This is a genomic window from Halomonas sp. AOP7-E1-9, from assembly GCF_052376035.1.
In the GTDB taxonomy this organism is placed as follows: Bacteria; Pseudomonadota; Gammaproteobacteria; order Pseudomonadales; family Halomonadaceae; genus Vreelandella; species Vreelandella citrativorans.
This window is the reverse complement of the sequence record NZ_JBQSVC010000017.1, coordinates 1-15,585: the sequence shown is the minus strand read 5'-3', so window position 1 is coordinate 15,585 and position 15,585 is coordinate 1. Positions and strand designations below refer to the sequence as shown.

12 protein-coding genes are annotated in these 15,585 nt (G+C 51.9%); 9 read left to right on the top strand and 3 right to left on the bottom strand.

Features of this window, described 5'->3' with window-relative positions; all coding sequences use genetic code 11:
- Nucleotides 1-66 precede the first annotated feature (66 nt).
- Together ACT3R4_RS10885 and ubiG are read right to left on the bottom strand one after the other, a co-directional pair.
- A complete protein-coding gene (locus ACT3R4_RS10885) occupies nt 67-741 on the bottom strand; it encodes an HAD-IA family hydrolase (RefSeq protein ID WP_193056396.1) in 675 nt (224 codons plus the stop codon).
- Nucleotides 742-1,485 (bottom strand): bifunctional 2-polyprenyl-6-hydroxyphenol methylase/3-demethylubiquinol 3-O-methyltransferase UbiG, encoded by a 744-nt coding sequence (gene ubiG / locus ACT3R4_RS10880; RefSeq protein ID WP_172116616.1) that lies wholly within the window; start codon nt 1,483-1,485, stop codon nt 742-744.
- Between the two features lie 204 nt (nt 1,486-1,689).
- On the opposite strand from ubiG, the gene ACT3R4_RS10875 reads away from it, so the two are divergent.
- Genes ACT3R4_RS10875 through msrA form a run of 5 tightly spaced genes read left to right on the top strand, consistent with a single transcriptional unit; the run spans nt 1,690 to nt 10,653 of the window.
- Nucleotides 1,690-2,982 (top strand): nucleotide sugar dehydrogenase, encoded by a 1,293-nt coding sequence (locus ACT3R4_RS10875; protein ID WP_193056397.1) that lies wholly within the window; start codon nt 1,690-1,692, stop codon nt 2,980-2,982.
- 9 nt (nt 2,983-2,991) lie between these two features.
- Nucleotides 2,992-3,819 (top strand): coiled-coil domain-containing protein, encoded by an 828-nt coding sequence (locus ACT3R4_RS10870; RefSeq protein ID WP_193056398.1) that lies wholly within the window; start codon nt 2,992-2,994, stop codon nt 3,817-3,819.
- Between the two features lie 53 nt (nt 3,820-3,872).
- The gene (gene tamA, locus ACT3R4_RS10865; RefSeq protein ID WP_193056399.1) at nt 3,873-5,726 is read left to right on the top strand and encodes an autotransporter assembly complex protein TamA; all 1,854 of its coding nucleotides are present in this window, start codon (nt 3,873-3,875) and stop codon (nt 5,724-5,726) included.
- A gap of 9 nt (nt 5,727-5,735) precedes the next feature.
- Nucleotides 5,736-10,070, top strand: a complete 4,335-nt coding sequence (gene tamB, locus ACT3R4_RS10860) for an autotransporter assembly complex protein TamB (protein WP_226912000.1) — start codon at nt 5,736-5,738, stop codon at nt 10,068-10,070.
- 1 nt (nt 10,071) lies between these two features.
- Nucleotides 10,072-10,653: a peptide-methionine (S)-S-oxide reductase MsrA gene (gene msrA, locus ACT3R4_RS10855; RefSeq protein WP_172116620.1), complete on the top strand. Its 582-nt coding sequence runs from the start codon at nt 10,072-10,074 to the stop codon at nt 10,651-10,653.
- Nucleotides 10,654-10,711: 58 nt separating this feature from the next.
- Here msrA and can read toward each other — a convergent pair whose 3' ends face one another.
- Nucleotides 10,712-11,359 (bottom strand): carbonate dehydratase, encoded by a 648-nt coding sequence (gene can / locus ACT3R4_RS10850; protein WP_087105449.1) that lies wholly within the window; start codon nt 11,357-11,359, stop codon nt 10,712-10,714.
- Nucleotides 11,360-11,497: 138 nt separating this feature from the next.
- Between can and gorA the strand changes: the two genes are divergently transcribed.
- From gorA to ACT3R4_RS10830, 4 genes are all read left to right on the top strand, one after another.
- On the top strand, nt 11,498-12,880 hold the full coding sequence (gene gorA, locus ACT3R4_RS10845; RefSeq protein WP_193056400.1) for a glutathione-disulfide reductase: 1,383 nt from the start codon (nt 11,498-11,500) through the stop codon (nt 12,878-12,880).
- 248 nt (nt 12,881-13,128) lie between these two features.
- Nucleotides 13,129-13,707, top strand: coding sequence for a diaminobutyrate acetyltransferase (ectA, locus tag ACT3R4_RS10840; protein WP_172116622.1), 579 nt, complete (start codon nt 13,129-13,131; stop codon nt 13,705-13,707).
- A 75-nt stretch (nt 13,708-13,782) separates the two neighbouring features.
- Nucleotides 13,783-15,051 (top strand): diaminobutyrate--2-oxoglutarate transaminase, encoded by a 1,269-nt coding sequence (gene ectB, locus ACT3R4_RS10835; protein ID WP_441679046.1) that lies wholly within the window; start codon nt 13,783-13,785, stop codon nt 15,049-15,051.
- 84 nt (nt 15,052-15,135) lie between these two features.
- Nucleotides 15,136-15,531: an ectoine synthase gene (locus ACT3R4_RS10830; protein WP_172116624.1), complete on the top strand. Its 396-nt coding sequence runs from the start codon at nt 15,136-15,138 to the stop codon at nt 15,529-15,531.
- Nucleotides 15,532-15,585 lie beyond the last annotated feature (54 nt).

The window sequence follows — 15,585 nt, the reverse complement described above, 5'->3', positions numbered from 1 at the left end:
TAAAAAGAAGCCTTAAAGCAAGGCCCTAACGGTGGTTATTACGCCAGCTGTAGTGATAGCTGCTAACTACTCCGCATTATTAAAAGCGTTTAATGCATCAACCAGCATTGAGCACTCTTCAAACCACAGGTCGGCGGGCCACTGCTGATAATCATCCTCTTCACTGATATAGCCATACCCTACCGCAACGGCTGTCATGCCAGCGGCTTTCGCTGCTTGCATATCACGTACGTGGTCGCCGACATACCAGCACTGTTCCGGCGCGACGCCTAAACGACGGGCCGCTTCCCACAAAGGTTCCGGGTCGGGCTTCTTGACACTCAGGTCATCGGCACACAGTAACGCACCGGGCTCCAGCGCTAATGCGGCGAGTAAAGGCTCGGTATAGCGGCGCGGCTTATTGGTGACAATCCCCCAGGGCCGTTGACTTCCGTGCCATTCAATAAGCCATTGGTTAAGCGGGATAAATACTTGGCTATGCACCGCTACGGCTTGTTCATAGGCATCGAGCAGAAACTGGCGGGCGGTATCATGGCCTGGGGCTTTGTGATCAAGATCCAACGCCAGGGTGACTAGCGCGCTCCCCCCATTGGAAACCTGACGACGTATCTGCTCGTAGGCCAGGGGCGCCAGCCCGTGGTGGGCGCGTAGGGCATTTGTTGCTTGAGCAAGATCGGGCGCGGTATCCACCAGGGTTCCGTCAAGATCAAACAGAATGGCAAGCGGTGGCGTCGTTGGCATCTATTGACTCACTTTGCGGCAATACATCATGTAGTTTACAGAGACATCGTCAGCCACTAAGCGGTAGCGACGAGTAAGAGGGTTGTAGGTCAGCCCTGTTTGCTCACGTACTTCCAGGCCCACTTGGCGGGACCATGCCGCCATTTCAGACGGACGAATAAATTTGGCATAGTCGTGGGTGCCGCGGGGCAGTAGCCTAAGGACATATTCGGCGCCTAATATCGCAAATGCGTAGGATTTTGGCGTACGGTTGAGCGTTGAAAAAAACACATAGCCGCCAGGGCGTACCAGCGCACAGCAGGCCCGAATCACTGAGGCGGGGTCAGGTACGTGCTCCAGCATTTCCATGCAGGTAACGACATCAAAATGTCCCGGGGTTTGAGCAGCCAACGCTTCAACACTAATATTTTGGTAGTCAACGGACACGCCGCTCTCTTCTGCATGCAGCCTGGCAACGCCAAGCGGCGCTTCGCCAAGATCAATGCCCGTTACCTTGGCACCACGATGTGCCATGGACTCACTCAGGATACCGCCTCCGCAGCCCACATCCAGCACCTGTTTTCCGGCTAAACCGGCGCGTGCGTCAATAAAATTCAGACGCAGGGGGTTTATCTCATGTAGCGGCTTGAATTCACTCTTTGGGTCCCACCAGCGGCTAGCAAGTGCTTCAAATTTAGCAACTTCCGCTGCATCGACGTTGCCTTGGTAGCGATCAGCAGTGCTATCCTGAGGTGTCGCTTGCATGTGTTGACTCCCATCGTCAGTCAGCAATGGATAGTGTTTTCCTATCCAGCCTGGTTATTAGCATCAAGTGCGAGTGGCATCCACTCAATCATTCAGTATTATGGACATTCTAACCACTCCCAGGTCAGAACGCATGAAAAGGACCATTGTATGAATCTTATGGCTATATTTTCTCGCTTTTCCGCCGTACAAGGAGTTCGGTAAATGCGAGTATTTCTTTACGGCAGTGAACTAAGTGCGGTGACAGCAGCGTCCGCATTAGCCTGGGTAGGTCATCAAGTAGAGTGGTTACCTCATCAGAGTGCGCCCTGGACGGTTCTTTCGCAGGTGGATTGGCTGCGCAGTGAGCCGGAGCTAATGCCGCATATCGAGCAGGGACTGGCCGATGGCACGTTAGTACTGATTAATGATGTATCACAGGCGTCTTCGGCTGATGTTGTCTGGCTTGCACTTTCGCCAAGCCAGCGTAACGACGCCAGCACACTGCTTCAACAGTCGGAACTATGTCTGCAGCAAGGTGCCGTGTTAATTAATAACTCTACGTTTCCGGTCGGCGAAACGGAGCGCTTGGATGATTTAATGAGAGGCCAACATAGCAGCGTGGCCTTGCCTGATACGCTTGAAGAAGGGCGTGCCTGGGCGTCGTTTACTCGCCCCACGCGTTGGCTGCTTGGGTGTGATGATGCCCACGGAGAGCACGTTGCACGCGAGCTTTTACGCGCGTTCAATCGCCGACAAGAAGTTTTCCAGCCCATGCCGCGCAGGGCGGCAGAGCTTACCAAGCTTGCCATCAATGGCATGCTGGCCACACGAATTAGCTATATGAATGAAATTGCCGGTTTAGCCGATACACTAGGCGTGGATGTTGAGCATGTTCGCCAAGGTATGGGGGCCGACACACGTATCGGTTTTGAGTATTTGTATCCCGGCTGTGGTTTTGGTGGCCCCAACTTTTCGCGGGACTTAATGCGCCTGGCAGATGTTCAGTCAAAAAGTGGCCGTTACTCCGCGTTGCTTGAACAGGTCATGGATATTAATGAGCAGAAAAAAGAGACGCTGTTCCGTAAACTTTGGGCCCATTTTGAAGGCGAGTTAGCGGGTAAAACGATCGCTATTTGGGGGGCCGCGTTCAAACCTGGCACAGCACGTATCGACCATGCGCCGGTATTGACGCTTTTAGACGCTTTGTGGGCACAAGGTGTAAAGGTAAAGCTTCATGACCCCGCCGCTACTAGCGCATTACATCAGCTTGTTGGGCAGCGCGATGACCTTCAAACATTTGATCAAGACCCATATCAGGCGTGTGAAGGTGCCGATGTGCTAATGCTGGTTACGGAGTGGAAGTCATACTGGAACCCGGACTGGCATCGACTTGCAGGGCTACTCAGCGCTAAGCTGGTGTTAGATGGTCGAAATATTTACGACCCTACATTTGTTGCCAACTGCGGCTTAAAGTACCGTGGTATTGGTCGTCGTGCCGACCCTACGTCTTTTTGAGAAAATGCCATGCCTAATCCGACGCCTTCCCAACGTATTGTTCCCGATGTAGGCCAAAGCTTAACGGCCCAGCATTTGCGCCACCGAAAAGGGCCTCTCGTATGGCCCTTATGGCTTGGAATGCTCTTGTTCTGTGTGCTACTCGCAGGCGCCGCTGTCGTGCTGTGGTTTGAGCGCGAGCGTTTATTAACCGAACTCCACCGTGTCAGTGGCGAGGTCTCTAACGTTCATGCTCGGTTGGACTCAGGTGATACTGATGTGCAGGATACAATTGCGCTTGTGCAGGCTCAGATGACAACGCTGTTCCAAGAGCAGGAGCAGCTGTCTGTTGCTTTAATCAATACGCGTGAAGAGCTTTATGGTGCGCTGACAGATGACGAAGAGCGCCCATCCAATGAGATGATAACGTCGTTTAATCAGCGCCTTTCCCAGTACCAAGAGCAGGCTGCCTTACGTGATCGCCGCTTGGCAGCGTTTAGCACCTCCCTGGATGCACTGGAACAGGCGGGCATATCCGGTCGGCAAAACCTTGTTGAAGAGGTTAATCATGTGGAGCAAACCACCACTCAGCAGCTCACGTCACTGGAAGAGCAGGTCAATCAGTTAAACCAAACAGTAACAGGGCAGTTGGAAGAGCAAATCGCTGCTTTGAGCGAGCGCTTTAATCAATTGGACACTCAGCTAAATACGCTACAGTTAGACTCATCCTCTCCAAGTGATGAAATTGCGGCATTTGAAGAGCAGTGGACTCAGCGTTTATCTACCCTTGAAAGTGATATACGGCAAATTCGCCAGGCCCAACTCGCTTTTAGCGCCCAAATAGAAATGCTTAGATAGTAGTGGAACAGGCTATAACCGCCAACAAAAGAGTTTGTTAGGGAGTTTATTGTATGGGAAGACAGTGGCGTTGGCTTTCAGCTACTCGGATGGCTTGTTTGATTGCGCTCCCTCTGAGTTTTGCCTATGTTCCATCAGTTTTGGCGTTAACGGCTACTATTAACGGGGTTGACGGCGACGTTGAAGATAATATCAGCGCCTATTTAGAGGGCATTGATAAAAAACAATATACCCAAACTCGTTTAGAGGGTGAGATACGTAGCCGTACAAAAGTGGCAATGCGTGTCTATGGTTATTATGAGCCCACCGTTGAGATTCAAATTGACCCTGCCGTTGTACTCAATATTGATTCTGGTCCTCGAGTCGAAATTCAGGAGCTTGCGATTAATGTTGATGGCGATGCCAAAGATGATCCTACGTTTAAAGACGCCCTGGATAGCTTTCCCTTAAAAGTAGGCGACCCGTTAGTTCAGCCGCCCTGGGATCAATTGCGTTCGCAGTTTTCGGGGTTAGCTATCGAACGTGGCTACTTTGATTGGGCTTTTACCAAACGGCGTATGGAAGTGCGCCCTTATTTACGAAGTGCGCGCCTCTATATGGATTTTGATAGCGGCCCACGCTTTCGGTTTGGTGAAACCAATATCACAGGGAGCCACATTGTTCTTGATCGCCTGCATAATATGCAGACGTATGAGAATAACGATCCCTATCTCGCGGAGTCGCTTGCTACTTATACGCAGCGCTTGGTTGAAACCGGTTGGTTTCGATCCGTTTCGATTCGCCCTCGTTTGACAACGGCCCAAGAGCTGGTGATTGCGCCTCCTGAGGGCGGTGCCTCGCCTTGGTGGGAGTCAGCCACAGCTTCCCAGCCGAAGCGCCCGCGGATTAGCAGTGCGGCACTGGCGAGCGTACTGACTATCAATAAAAATGACGATATTCGTTTGCCCATTGATGTGAACGTTGATCCTGCGAACCGTCACCAGTTTGAGGTGGGTATCGGTTATGCGACAGATGTAGGCCCCCGTTTACGCTTTAGCTGGCACCAGCCATGGATTAATAGTTTAGGTCACAGCCTGAATCATGACCTTTATCTTTCTGCGCCGGAACAGCGTTTTACCGGTGTGTACAACGTTCCCCTTGAAGACCCGCTCCGCGATAGCTATCGATTGCAGTACGGGGTTCGCAATATTGATAATAGCGATACCCGGTCGATGCAAGGCTCTGTTGAGCTGGCTCGTCGTTGGCAATTTGACAACGACTGGATCCAGTCGGTGTATTTTCGAACAACGTATGAAGACTTTACTCAAGGGGGAGAGGCAGACAAAGTCTGGCTCTTTTATCCAGGCATCCAGTGGTCCCGAACGCGGACACGGCCACAGCGGTTCCCTCTTTGGGGCGACCGTCAGCAGCTCTCGATTGAGTATTCCGACACAGTGTGGGGATCAGACGCCCAGTTTTTGCGTTTAACCGGTGATACCGAATTTATCCGCACTATTAACAACGATAATCGCTTTTTAGCACGGCTAAGCATTGGCGCTATCGAAACAGATGATTTTTCCAAAATTCCACCCTCGCTGCGTTTTTTCGCAGGGGGCGATCGCAGCGTGCGCGGATACTCCTATGAGAGCCTGTCGCCACGAAACGACGAGGGACGCTTGCAGGGCGGGCGTCAAATGATTACCTCGACGCTTGAATATCAGCGTCGTGTTAGGGGCGACTGGTGGGCGGCGACGTTCGTGGATACCGGTGATGCGTTCGATAACTGGGGTCCACACGATTTAAAAACCGGCGCCGGGGTGGGTGTCCGCTGGGTATCGCCGGTAGGGCCAATTCGCTTTGATGTAGCGCACCCCTTCGATAACGACGATGCATATCGTGTGCATTTCTCCATCGGCCCGGAATTCTAGGAGTACGCTTTGTCCCAGGTTGAATCTTCTACTTCTACGACGCGCCAACCATACTCATCCCGACACCGGGCGTGGTTATTGATCTGGAGCCTTATACGGCTGGCTATTGTTCTGCCACTTTGGTTATTTGGGTTAGTCGCACTGCTACTGGGTACGGCATTATCGCCTTGGGGGACGGATTTTTTATTCTCACAAGGGGAGAAGCGAGGATACTTTTCTTACGAGCAACAAGACGGCGCATTACTGGAACAATTTACGTTAAAAGGCTTTCATCTTGATCTAGGCAACCTAACGATCGGCATTGCTGACCTTGAGATTGCCTGGGCCGATGGTTGCCTCCTCTCTGGACGACTCTGCCTGGATACATTGCACGCTGATGGATTAAATGTGCGCTTGAGTGCAGATGACACGCCTGAAGAGACACAAGCGTCGGGCGAGCCTTTCCGGCTACATCTGCCATTTCCTATCGAGCTGCGCTCGGTGGTTGTCAATAATAGCAATGTGCAGCTTGCGGATGGTACGCGTATCCAATGGGCATCATTTGAATCATCTGCTAGTGCCGCGTGGAGCAACGTTGATTTAGCGCCAACACATCTTGATCAGTTGACCATTTATTTACCGCCCTCAGCGGGTGTTCAGCTTACGCAGGGTGCTCAAACCTCGCTAGCGGCTGAGGGCATTGACGGCGCCATTGCCGTGGCCACGCCTCAGCCTCAAGAGGATGCCTTACCTGCCCCGTCGCTCGAGCAACGCTTGGCTGACGGAGAGCGTATTGAGCTGCCCGAGATCGCTTTACCTGTCGATATAAGCGTAAGCGACCTGACAGTAACCGATGTTCAACTGACAGGTGCCTTTGAATACACTGTCGAGCGCTTACAGTTAGCGGGTAGCACGAAGGAAAGTAAGGTAGATATCACATCTTTTGATGTGGTGACCAAGGATGTTGAAGCCACTCTTGTAGGCAATGTGGGCTTAACCGGTAGTTATCCGCTGGAAGCGCAGTTAAATGCCGAGCTGTTTTTACCCGAACTTTATCCAGAATTAAGGGGGGAAAAACTGGCTCTTACGCTGTCCGGTCCGCTAAACAATCTACAGGCTGAGCTTAGTGCCTCAGAGGTGGTAACCGCATCCCTTGCAGTAAGCGTAGATGCATTAGCACCCGACGTACCTTTCCATGCGCGGCTACAAAGCGACCGGTTGCAATGGCCTTTGGTAGAGGAAACGCCGCCAGAGGGCGAGAGTGCTCTTGAGCCTTATGTGATTGAAGCCGTTGACCTTACGGTAGAGGGCAGTCTTGAGGCTTACCGCACCGAGGTTAGCCTACGCGCACAGGGCCCTCAGTTACCACCGACTCAGGTAACGCTTACTGGTGATGGAGACGTTGGCCATTACCAGTGGCAGCCTTTAGTTCTGCAACTGGGGGAAAACACGCTGCGCAGCGAGGGGCATGTCGATTGGTCAACACCCGATTTATCCTTCCAGGCGCGTGTGCAAAGTGAACGACTGCAATGGCCCTTGGTAGACGAACCTGCGGCCGACGGCGTGCACGCTACTCAACCGTATGTGGCTGAGGCGGTCGACCTGACGGTGGAAGGCAGCATGGAGGCTTACCATGCGGAGGTTAGTCTTGAGGCGCATGGCCCTGAGTTGCCTCGCGCCAGCGTTACACTGACAGGCGATGGCGATGCTAATCATTTCCGTTGGGAGCCGCTGGTTCTTCAGGTAGAAGAAAGCAGGCTGCGCAGCGAAGGGCATATCCACTGGTTAGCGCCGCTAACGGTCGATGCACAGGTCTGGTTGGATCAATTTAATCCCGGCAATTTTGTTGACCAAATGGAAGGTAGCTTAACCGGCGATATTGATCTCAACGTGCGCCAGCTAGACGATGTATGGTCGGTTAACGTGGCAAACATCGATATTGAAGGCAAGCTTCGCGATTATCCCTTGACCTTGCAGGCGGCGCTGGATGCTAACAGCCATCTGGAAATCGATATTCATCAACTTCAGTTCGCTCAGGGCAACAACCGGCTTCATGCGTCAGGCCAGCTAAGCGAGCGGGCAATGTCCTTGAAGGCTGATATTGACCTGCGTGAACTCAATACGCTCTCGCCTGAGTTGGGCGGTACATTGACGGGTAACCTGCAGGCCGGAGGTAGTTTTGAGCAACCTACTCTTGTTGCCGACTTGTCAGGCAGTGATCTGCGCTTCACCGACAGCCTTGTGCAGCAACTCTCACTTAACGCTAATGTGCGGGGGCTTGAGGATCCAAGACTTGATGTTCAGCTAGGCTTGAAAGAAATTTTTGCAGGCGGGCAGGATCTTGAGGCCGTTGACCTGAACCTAACCGGTCGACTTTCTCAGCACCAGCTTGAAGCGACTGTGCAAGGTCAACCAGAGAGTCCATTAAGCCGTGCGGTAGTGGCGTTGAATGGCCGCTTTGATCAACAGCGCCACGTCTACCAGGGCCGTTTGACACCCCTGGAAATTGATTCCGAGGCGGGCACTATTCGCCTGGAGGAACCCTTGGACCTAAGCTACAACCTCGCCAATGGTCAAGCGCGTCTCTCCGCGTTTTGTTTGCGCCGTGAGGAAGGCGGGCTGGTGTGCTCTGAAGAGCCAATTAACGCCTCGGCTAACCAGGGCCGTGCGGTGGTAAGCGTACGCGAAGTACCTATGGAAATGCTCGAGCCTTTCCTGCCCGAAGAGTGGACGTTTGAGGGTGATACAACGGCCGATATGGTTGTTGACTGGCGTCAAGGCGGAGCGCGCTGGCAGGCTGATGTAGAGCTACTAAGCAATCTCGCCATTACCGCTGTTAACGATTATGGACAGCCGGTTCAGCTTCCTGCTATTGACCTCAATGTTCAGGTGCAAGCGAATCAAGCACAAGCGGACGCCAACATCGTACTCTCGTTTTCTGAGGCGGGAGAGCTAACCCTGGATCTTACCCTCGATGATCCGATGGGGCGGGGCACGCTAGATGGCGATCTACGCGCGAATAAACTGTTGCTTGAACCTTATCTACCCATGGCCATCGGCTTAGACCGTCTTGAAGGCGAGTTTGATGGGCGGGTGCTCATTGGCGGAACCACAAGCCAGCCAGATTTACAGGGTGCGTTAGCGTTGCGCAACCTGCATGTTCATGGGCCAGGTATCCCTGTTGACGTCCGTGATGGCGAACTTACGCTTTTATTTGATGGAGAGCAGGGGAATATCAATGGGTTTGTGGAAGCCGAAAAAGGTCGGCTTAACATTACCGGCGACAGCTATTGGCCAGCGCTAGATGATTGGCGTATCGGTGTCGATCTTGAAGCAGTTCAGGAGCCCGTCCTTCTGGTGCTGCCCCAATTTGGTCGTATAGAAGTCGCCCCGGATATTCGGGTACGTGTTACACCCGAGCATTTACAGGTGCGCGGTAATGTTGATTTACCGTGGTCCCGGCTTGTTATTGGTGCCAGATCCTCGTCCGCTATTGAGCCAAGCCCTGATGAGGTCATCATTACTGAGCGTGACGACCGCATGGCAGAAGAGGCCGCGCTCAGGGCCGCGGCAAATGGGGGGATTAGCAATTCGGAGGAGCTAGGCCAAACGGGCATGATGCTTGATGTATTGATTGACCTGACGCTAGGTCGCGATATGCATATTTCCGCTTATGGTCTGGAATCCGATTTGGGCGGGACACTTCAAGTTCGCCAGGATAGCGGTGGACTTCAGCTTTTTGGGGATGTAAACCTGGTTGACGGGCGTTTCCAGGCCTTTGGGCAGGACTTGCTGATTCGCCGTGGCCAACTCCTGTTTAGTGGTCCACCATCGCTTCCCTCACTGGACTTTGAAGCAATACGTAATCCTGATAGAACAGAAGATAACGTTATTGCTGGGGTCCGCGTTACCGGAAGTGCCGCAGAGCCTAACGTCAGGATTTTCTCTGAGCCTTCCATGGGGGAAACGCAAGCGCTTTCCTACTTACTGCGCGGGCGTAGCCAGGATTCAAGTGGTGGGATGGACAGCGCACTGACAACCGCGTTGATCGGAATGTCGCTAGGCCGTGTAGGTGGTGCTGTCGGCTCTATTGGGCAATCATTTGGCATTGATGACCTGGCGCTGGATACAACCGGCGCCGGGGATGAAAGTCAGGTTGCCCTTAGCGGTCAGCTGACCGAAGATATTAGAATTAGCTATGGTGTGGGAATTTTCTCGCCCATTGCAGAGCTAACCGTTCGCTATACGCTATGGCGTAACTTATACGTGCAAGCTGTATCGGGTACTAATCAGGCGATTGATTTGATTTATACTTTTACTCGCCGAGGCAACCCGGTGATTCAGCACGAAACGAATAGAGAGTGATATGACACGATTAACCGAGAACTATGTTCATACTATTAGCGGACACTCCCTGCAAGCGCAGTATCCTGAGGGTTATCAGGAAATCGTTCTGGGAATGGGGTGCTTTTGGGGTGTCGAGCGGCTCTTTTGGCAGCAACCAGGCGTATACGTGACTGCCGCAGGCTATGCGGGTGGCCAAACGCCTGATCCCGATTATGATGCAGTCTGCTCGGGGCGGACCGGGCACGCTGAAGTGGTTCGCGTGGTGTATGACCCCAACAAAACCGATATTGACGCCTTGCTCCAGATATTTTGGGAGCAACACGACCCGACCCAAGGCAATCGGCAGGGAAATGACATAGGCTCGCAGTATCGTTCTGTTATCTATACAACCACCGATGAACAGCAGCAGGCGGCTGAGCAGAGTGCCAAAGCGTACCAAAAGGCGTTAGAGGCGGCAGATAAAGGTACTGTTACCACCGAGATAAAGCCGCTGGATACTTTCTATTTTGCAGAAGCGTACCATCAGCAATATCTGGACAAAAACCCTAACGGATACTGTGGCTTAAAAGGGACAGGGGTAACATGCCCCATTGGCGGGTAGGTAACGCGGTATTAGCAGGCAAAGGCGACTATTGCTTCGGGCAATCGTCGCCTGGGGCTTAATCGGTTGGCTGCACTCGATCAATGCGGTAAAGCGTTTCTACCTGATCCAGCCCAGTGACGGTGCATTTAAGGTCTTTAACACGACCATCGCTTAAGCCGTAGACCCAGCCATGTACTGAAATATTCTGGCCGCTTTGCCAGGCGCGCTGCAAAATTTTAGTGCGACATAAGCTTTTAACCTGTGCTTTAACATTAAGCTCACACATACGGTCAATTTGCTCATCCAACGGAAGGTGATCAAGCGAGTGGCGGTGGTGGTTATATTGCTCACGGACGGAGTGCAGCCAGTAATCAACGACACCGCACTCACCCCCCGTCACTGCCGCTCTAATACCGCCACAGCCGTAGTGCCCCACAATCATGATGTGGCTCACGTTAAGGACATCGACCGCATACTGCACAACAGAGAGCGCATTCATGTCGGTGTGATGTAAAAGGTTGGCGACATTGCGGTGAACAAACACTTCGCCTGGTGGCAATGAAATAATCTGATTAGCGGGAACCCGGCTATCAGAACAGCCTATCCATAAATAATCAGGATTTTGCTGATTAGACAGGCGCTTAAAATACTCGGGATCCTCTTCGCACATGCGTTCAGCCCAGGCACGATTATTTTCGAGGAGCGTCGCAATAGGGTCAGACATTGAGTCTCCGTATCGTTACATCGTCAGGTTAAGGCGAAATCAAGCAAGCGATGAAGGTTTTAACCTTCATCGCGACTAAGGTCAATAAGCATGTGCCGTCGGTTTCTTAACGCGCATGCCAATTTTTAGGAGCAAATAATGGTAGCCGATTCTGAGTATCAATATGACTTATTAGTGATTGGCGCAGGTTCAGGGGGCGTTCGCGCTGCACGCATGGCTGCAGCAACGGGTGCCAACGTCGCTATTGTGGAAGACCGCTATCTCGGGGGGACTTGTGTCAACGTAGGCTGCGTACCCAAGAAACTTTATGCCTATGCCGCACATTTTCATGACAGTTTTGATGACGCTGCAGGTTTTGGCTGGCAGCTATCCGAGCCGGCCACCTTTGACTGGGCCACATTGCGAGACAATAAAACAAGTGAAATTAAGCGTTTAAACAATATTTACCAACGCATGCTGGAGGGGGCTGACGTCACCCTGCTTAGCGCTCGCGGTCGACTGGTCGATGCGCATACGGTGGCGTTAGAAGATGAAAACGGCGTTACTCACGTGAGCGCAAAAAAAATACTATTGGCCACAGGTGGCTGGCCATGGGTGCCTGATTTCCCGGGTAATGAGCATGCGCTGGACTCTAACCAGGTGTTTGACCTGGACGAATTTCCCAAGCGTTTTATGGTCCTGGGCGGCGGGTACATCGCCGTTGAGTTTGCGAGTATTTTTAATGGCCTGGGCAGCGAAACGCATTTGATTTATCGTGGCGATCTATTTTTGAAACCCTTTGATCATGAAGTGCGTGAATTCACTCGTAAGGAAATGGATAAAAAAGGTGTCAATCTCCATTTCAACGCCAATATAGAGCGTATTGAAGCCATTGAATCCGGTTACAACGTTCATCTAACGACCGGCGAGACGTTAGAGGTAGACGTTGTACTGGCAGCAACAGGGCGTAAAGCCAATATTCAGGGCCTGGGCCTTGAAGAGCTGGGTATTCAGTTGGATGGCAACGGCAAAATTCCGGTTGACGCACATTATGAAACGCTGGTCCCGTCTGTGTTAGCGCTTGGAGATCTAACGGTTGGTCCAGAGCTCACCCCAGTGGCGCTGGCTGAAGCCATGCAGTTGGTGGATTATCATTTCAAAGACACCACGCCGACACGGCTTGATTACACCACGGTGCCTACCGCCGTTTTTTGTCAGCCCAATATTGGCACGGTTGGCTTAAGCGAGGAGGGCGCCCGCCAAAAGTTTACCAACATTCGGGTTTACTCCACGGAGTTCCGGGCGATGAAGCACACCTTGTCGGGAAGCCAGGAGCGCACGTTGATGAAGCTTATTGTTGATGACGCAACGGATATTGTAGTCGGAGCGCACATGGTAGGCGAAGAGGCCGGAGAAATTATTCAAGGCATTGCCATCGCCGTTAGAGCTGGTCTTACCAAACAGGATTTTGATCTCACCGTTGGTATTCATCCAACCGGTGCTGAAGAGTTTGTCACCATGCGGACTGTTACTCGGCAATAAACTGCCAGCAGCTTCCTAATGTGCAGTACATCAAGCGAGCCAGTGGCTCGCTTTTTTAATATCACCGTTTTTTAAAAGTTGGACTAAACTCATATTTTCATTTCGCCAGTGGCGATGTCAGTATTAAAAATACCAAGCCTAATATAACCGTAAATTATGGAAAACAGGGTGGTGGATAATATGGCTTTTGAATTGCTAATAATCAGCTGTTATAATGATGCTCAAATTCGCTACAGCGAAGCATAACCATGAATACGCCAATGCAACCTTTTACCCCTTCATCTGAGCTCGCACGACCCACCGTTGCCGACGCGGTCGTTGGGTTTTCAGAAGCGCCTCTCTATATCCGAAAGCCAAATGCAGAGGACGGTTGGGGAATATACGAGCTGGTAAAAGCGTGTCCTCCACTGGACGTTAACTCTGCTTACGCTTACTTGCTGTTAGCCACCCAATTTCGTGATACCTGCGCTGTTGCCACCAACGAAGAGGGCGAAATAGTCGGATTTGTGTCTGGCTATGTAAAAGACAACGCCCCCGATACCTATTTCTTATGGCAAGTAGCCGTAGGTGAAAAAGCACGCGGTACAGGGCTTGCCCGCCGCCTTGTTGAAGCCATCCTTTCTCGCCCTGAACTCGCCGATGTTCACCACCTGGAAACCACTATTACACCTGACAACCTGGCTTCCTGGGGACTGTTTCGACGTTTAGCCACTCGCTGGCATGCGCCGTTAAATAGCCGTGAATATTTCTCTACCGAACAGCTTGGTGGGGAGCATGACCCAGAGAACCTGGTTCGCATCGGCCCATTCCAAACTGATCACATCTGATTTTTCTTTTTCTATCCGTATTGCCACGATGCTCTCGACATCTCTCGGCTTAACGATGACACAAGGAGGTCGCCAATGAAGACCCAATCGCTTGAACGTATGGAATCTAATGTTCGTACCTATTCACGTTCATTTCCCGTTGTGTTTACCAAAGCGCAAAATGCTCGTTTAACCGACGAAAACGGTCGCGAATATATCGACTTTTTGGCGGGCGCCGGAACGCTTAACTACGGACATAACAACCCGCATCTCAAGCAAGCCATGATTGACTACCTGTCTAGCGACGGTATTGTCCACGGTCTGGATATGTGGACGGCAGCTAAACGGGAATATCTCGAAACACTCGAAGAACTCATCTTTAAACCGCGTGGGCTGGATTATAAAGTTCATCTACCTGGCCCGACCGGGACGAATGCAGTTGAAGCGGCTATTCGTTTGGCGCGCGTAGCCAAAGGTCGCCACAATATTGTGACGTTCACTAACGGTTTCCACGGTGTGACCATGGGGGCGTTGGCCACCACCGGCAACCGTAAATTCCGCGAAGCAACCGGCGGCATTCCGACGCAAGGGGCAAGCTTTTTACCCTATGATGGCTATATGGGAGAGCATGCCGATACGCTTGATTACTTTGAAAAATTACTGGGCGACCAGTCAGGCGGATTGGATATTCCCGCAGGGGTTATTGTTGAAACCGTGCAAGGCGAGGGCGGTATCAACGTAGCAGGCTTGGACTGGTTAAAACGGCTTGAAAGTATTTGCCGTGAACACGATATTTTACTCATCGTGGACGATATCCAGGCAGGCTGTGGCCGTACCGGCAAGTTTTTCAGTTTTGAGCATGCCGGCATCAAGCCGGATATCGTCACTAACTCGAAGTCACTGTCTGGCTTTGGCTTGCCCTTTGCTCATGTATTGATTCGTCCAGAGCTGGACGTGTGGAAACCTGGCCAATATAACGGCACCTTCCGTGGCTTTAACCTTGCCATGGTAACGGCGACTGCCGCGCTTAAAAAATACTGGGCAAACGATACGTTTGAGCGCGACGTACAACGCAAAGCCCGTATTGTAGAAGAGCGTTTCCAGAAGCTAGCGGCGCTGTTGACTGAAAATGGTATGCCGGCTACCGAGCGCGGCCGCGGCCTGATGCGTGGTATCGACGTTGTTTCGGGTGACATCGCCGACAAGATTACCAGCGAAGCGTTTGCAAACGGCTTGATTATTGAGACAAGCGGCCAAGGCGGCGAAGTCGTTAAATGCCTCTGCCCATTAACGATTAGCGACGAAGACCTGCTTGAAGCGCTGGATATTCTGGAAGCGGCTGTCAACACGGTTATCAACGGATAACCTGACGTTACTTTGGGTAGTTAACGAACCTTAACGATAAACTCAACGGCTGGTATCGCCAGTCGTTCAGGCATGGAGCATATTATGATCGTCCGTAGTCTTGAAGAAGCACGTAAAACAAGCCGACTGGTAACTGCTGAAAATGGTAACTGGGACAGTACCCGTTTGGTGCTTGCCGAGGATAATGCGGGTTTCTCTTTCCACATCACACGCATCTTCCCAGGCACAGAGACTCACATTCAGTATAAGCATCATTACGAAGCCGTTTTTTGCTATGAAGGCGAAGGTGAAGTCGAAACCCTGGCGGATGGCAAAATCTGGCCAATCAAAGCGGGCGATATTTATCTACTGGACAAGCATGACGAGCACCTTCTGCGCGGCAAAGAAAAAGGCATGACCGTGGCCTGTGTCTTTACACCGGCACTGAGTGGCAATGAGGTGCACCGCGAAGATGGATCCTATGCGCCGGCCGATGAGTAAACCTTAGCTCTCCGCGCTTATAAAAGCAGCCTTGCTAACGCAGGCTGCTTTTTA

Excerpts from the sequence above, each read along its gene's own strand:
- ACT3R4_RS10885 (WP_193056396.1), bottom strand. The coding sequence starts at position 741 with ATGCCAACGACGCCACCGCTTGCCATTCTGTTTGATCTTGACGGAACC.
- ubiG (WP_172116616.1), bottom strand. The coding sequence starts at position 1,485 with ATGCAAGCGACACCTCAGGATAGCACTGCTGATCGCTACCAAGGCAAC.
- ACT3R4_RS10875 (WP_193056397.1), top strand. The coding sequence starts at position 1,690 with ATGCGAGTATTTCTTTACGGCAGTGAACTAAGTGCGGTGACAGCAGCG.
- ACT3R4_RS10870 (WP_193056398.1), top strand. The coding sequence starts at position 2,992 with ATGCCTAATCCGACGCCTTCCCAACGTATTGTTCCCGATGTAGGCCAA.
- tamA (WP_193056399.1), top strand. The coding sequence starts at position 3,873 with ATGGGAAGACAGTGGCGTTGGCTTTCAGCTACTCGGATGGCTTGTTTG.
- msrA (WP_172116620.1), top strand. The coding sequence starts at position 10,072 with ATGACACGATTAACCGAGAACTATGTTCATACTATTAGCGGACACTCC.
- can (WP_087105449.1), bottom strand. The coding sequence starts at position 11,359 with ATGTCTGACCCTATTGCGACGCTCCTCGAAAATAATCGTGCCTGGGCT.
- gorA (WP_193056400.1), top strand. The coding sequence starts at position 11,498 with ATGGTAGCCGATTCTGAGTATCAATATGACTTATTAGTGATTGGCGCA.
- ectA (WP_172116622.1), top strand. The coding sequence starts at position 13,129 with ATGAATACGCCAATGCAACCTTTTACCCCTTCATCTGAGCTCGCACGA.
- ectB (WP_441679046.1), top strand. The coding sequence starts at position 13,783 with ATGAAGACCCAATCGCTTGAACGTATGGAATCTAATGTTCGTACCTAT.
- ACT3R4_RS10830 (WP_172116624.1), top strand. The coding sequence starts at position 15,136 with ATGATCGTCCGTAGTCTTGAAGAAGCACGTAAAACAAGCCGACTGGTA.